This is a genomic window from Luteitalea sp. (assembly GCF_044337415.1).
GTDB lineage: Bacteria > Acidobacteriota > Vicinamibacteria > Vicinamibacterales > Vicinamibacteraceae > Luteitalea.
The window spans coordinates 1-2,948 of record NZ_JBIINP010000366.1; the positions used below are offsets into that span (position 1 = coordinate 1).

The 2,948-nt window shown below is 71.2% G+C and carries 2 protein-coding genes and 1 pseudogene; all 3 read right to left on the reverse strand.

Annotation, left to right across the window (positions count from 1 at the left end; translation table 11 throughout):
• Window positions 1-1,057 (reverse strand): annotated as a pseudogene (locus ACIRDX_RS22380) (dehydrogenase); the annotation flags it as partial.
• Window positions 1,054-2,322, reverse strand: a complete 1,269-nt coding sequence (locus tag ACIRDX_RS22385) for a RidA family protein (RefSeq protein WP_396627632.1) — start codon at window positions 2,320-2,322, stop codon at window positions 1,054-1,056. The gene ACIRDX_RS22385 and the pseudogene ACIRDX_RS22380, both read right to left, overlap by 4 nt.
• A gap of 10 nt (window positions 2,323-2,332) precedes the next feature.
• Window positions 2,333-2,824 (reverse strand): SAM-dependent methyltransferase, encoded by a 492-nt coding sequence (locus ACIRDX_RS22390; protein ID WP_396627633.1) that lies wholly within the window; start codon window positions 2,822-2,824, stop codon window positions 2,333-2,335.
• Window positions 2,825-2,948: the final 124 nt, after the last annotated feature.

Sequence of the window (2,948 nt, forward strand, 5' to 3'; positions counted from 1 at the left end):
CGATCGACCGGCGGATGAGGCGTCCGGCCGACTCACCGACGAACACGTTGCCGCGGAACTCCTCGGGAAACTGGTCGCCGCGATACACGTTCGGCGCAGCGTTGGCCGTGAACACCTTCAGCTTGCCATCGTCGTGCAATTGCGCCCGACGGTTGACGCCCGGCGTGATCGCGTGCGGCCATACCTCGTTGTCCTGCCCGATGCGCACGTCGACGCCGGCGCTGGCCATGTACGACGGGTTGCGCGTGGCATAGGCCGTGGGCACGAGGCTGCCGCGGATGTGGTCCTGGTTGTAGCTGAAGAACAGGCGGCCCCAGTCGTCGTGCGACATGCCCCACTGCCCCGCCAGTCGCCCGGCCGGCGCCTTCAGCGGCGTCGCGCTCACGAGTCGCAGGCGATCCCCCACCTGGAGCCCGTAGGCCCAGTTGTCGAGCGTCCACGACGGGCTGCTCGGCGCAAGGTGAGGATTGACGGGAATGGGCAGGCCATCCTGCAGGACCACGCGGGTGTCGGCCTTGTCGTCGCCGTCGGTGTCGCGCAGGAGCAGCACCTGCGGCAACGCGAAGACGATCACGCCCCCGTCGACGAGCTGGAAGCCGCGCGGCCAGTCCATCTGCGCGAACACGGTGCGCGTGTCCATGCGGCCATCGCCATCGGTGTCGGTCAGCACCACCAGGCGACTCGCGGGTGTGGGCTGCGACTCCAGGCCCAGCACGTCGCGCAGCGGCCAGTTGTACGACGGCCACTCCAGCACCCACAGGCGGTTCCGCTCGTCGAAGGCGAACGAGATCGGGTCCTGCACCAGTGGCTCGGCCGCGACCAGTTCGATGCGGAACCCGGGCTGCAGTTCCATCATCCGCATCGATTCCTCCGGCGTGCGGACCGGCGCCGGTGGGATCACCCAGTGCGCGGGAGGCGGTGCGGAGTCGATGGCCGCGCGGTCCCCCACCTGCGCGGACAGGCCGACGGCGGCGACGGCACATGCCGCCAAGAGCGTCGCCGCCAGCGCCGCAACGCCACGGCGCGGCGAGAGCCCTGAGCGAAGTCGAAGGGTCATCGGTCAACCGTAACGGCGATGAAGTCCACGACCGTCACTGTGCCTGCGCGTCCCGTCCCCTGCACCGAGATCTTGGACGCCGCAGGAGGCCGGTTCGGGTCGTAGATGGTCGGCCGGAGGGTGTTGAACTCGGCGTCGGCCACCTGGTCGGCCACGTAGTAGGTGGCCTTCGGCACGTGCCGGATGTCGCTGCCAGCGGCCGCGAGCACCGTGCGCAGGTCGGCGAAGATCTCGCGCACCTGCGTGGCCGGATCGGCGGAGCGCCCCGCGAGTCCGGAGATGAAGATCGGACGCCCGGTGAAGATGCGCGCCACTCGGCTGTAACGCGCCGAGATCGGCTCGACGAAGGCCACACGCTGGGTCGGGTCGGTGGCCCCCGGGGCGGTCGCGACGAGTTCGATCTCCGCCGGCGCGCCGGATCGGCGCCACTCGGTAACGACGATGGGTGGCGCGACGCCCTCGAAGGTGGTGGCGACGACGCGGCGGAGGTCATCGGCGCGGGTCATGTCGCCGAGGAACGCCTTCACGTGGACGGCATGCTCGAAGCCCAGCCCGACGGTCTTCAGGTCGCCTCGCAGTTGATCCATCGTGCCGCGAACGGCGGCCTCGAAGTCGCCCTGCGCCGCCCGGCCCGACACGATCACGAACGGACCCGCCGGCTGCACGGCCACATGAGCGGCATCGCCGGCGTTCTTCGGCAGTCGCGGCAGCACGAGGCGCTCGGGGCGCCCCGTTGGCGCCTTGCGCGCGGTGACGGCCACGGCGTCCATCACCACCAGCACGCCCTCGCGCGGCATCCGGGTCTCGACGATCGTCAACGCCGGCGCGTGGTTGGCGCCGAACCGCTTCGCGAGCACCGTGTCGACGGCAGGGGTGACCGACGCGTCCGCGACGTACACATGCAGCCTGGCGAGCTGACCGAGGTTGCTACCGACGACCCGCAGCGCCGCGTCCATGTCGTCGAGCACGCGGATGGCCTGCGCGGTGGCGTCGGTCGCCACCAGGCGTCCGCCAGCATCGACCGGCGAGAACGTCGCCGTGTGCACCAACTGGCCCTCTTCGACGACGAGCGCCGCCGACCAGCCACGTCCGGCCTGGCTGCCGATGGCGCGACGTTCGATGCCGGGCCCTTTCGAGGTCGCGGAACCCTGGGCGATCGCCGCCCCCTGTCCGGCCACGGGCTGGGCGCCCAGTGGCGCAATCACGGCGAGTGCCACCGCGAGCAGGCGCGCGGCGACGGGCGGAGTGGGGATGGACAGGCGCATTACTCGCAGTCTAGCCCGATGCGCGGCCAACGGGCTCCATCACCCAGACGGTCTGGCGCCCGGTCCGCGACGAAACGTCGCGCCGCTCGCACACGCGCCACCCACCTTCGTTCGTCAGCCGTTCGAACCGCTCCGGGGACTGGCTGGTGCTGCACACGACCCGGTCGCCGCGACGCCCTTCGAGCCGGGCGAGGAAGGCGCAGATCAGGTTGGTGCCGACCCCGGCGATCACGAAGCTCGCCGGGGCGTCGGGCAGGACGATCCGCAGGGCATCTTCCCCGCGCACGTCGAACCGCCCGTCTCGCTCGGTCCGCCGCGCCACGAACGCGGCCAGGGCCTCGACGATGGCCGGGCGCTTCTCGACGAAGGTGACGTGCGCCGCCGGCCATCGATCCAGCACCGCGCACCCGATCACGCCGCGATCGCAGCACAGGTCCCACACGGGCAGCGTCGGGTCGATCAGGGCGAGGATCGTGTCGATGCGGGAGAGCGGCACGGACATGCGAGGCAAGAGGGCGAGGCGTGGCGTGTGCCCCGACGCCAGGGTAGGGCGGGGTGTCCCACCCCGCCGCTATCGAGAACGGCGCGGTCGGAGACCGCGCCCTACCCTGTAGGTTACGCTCTCT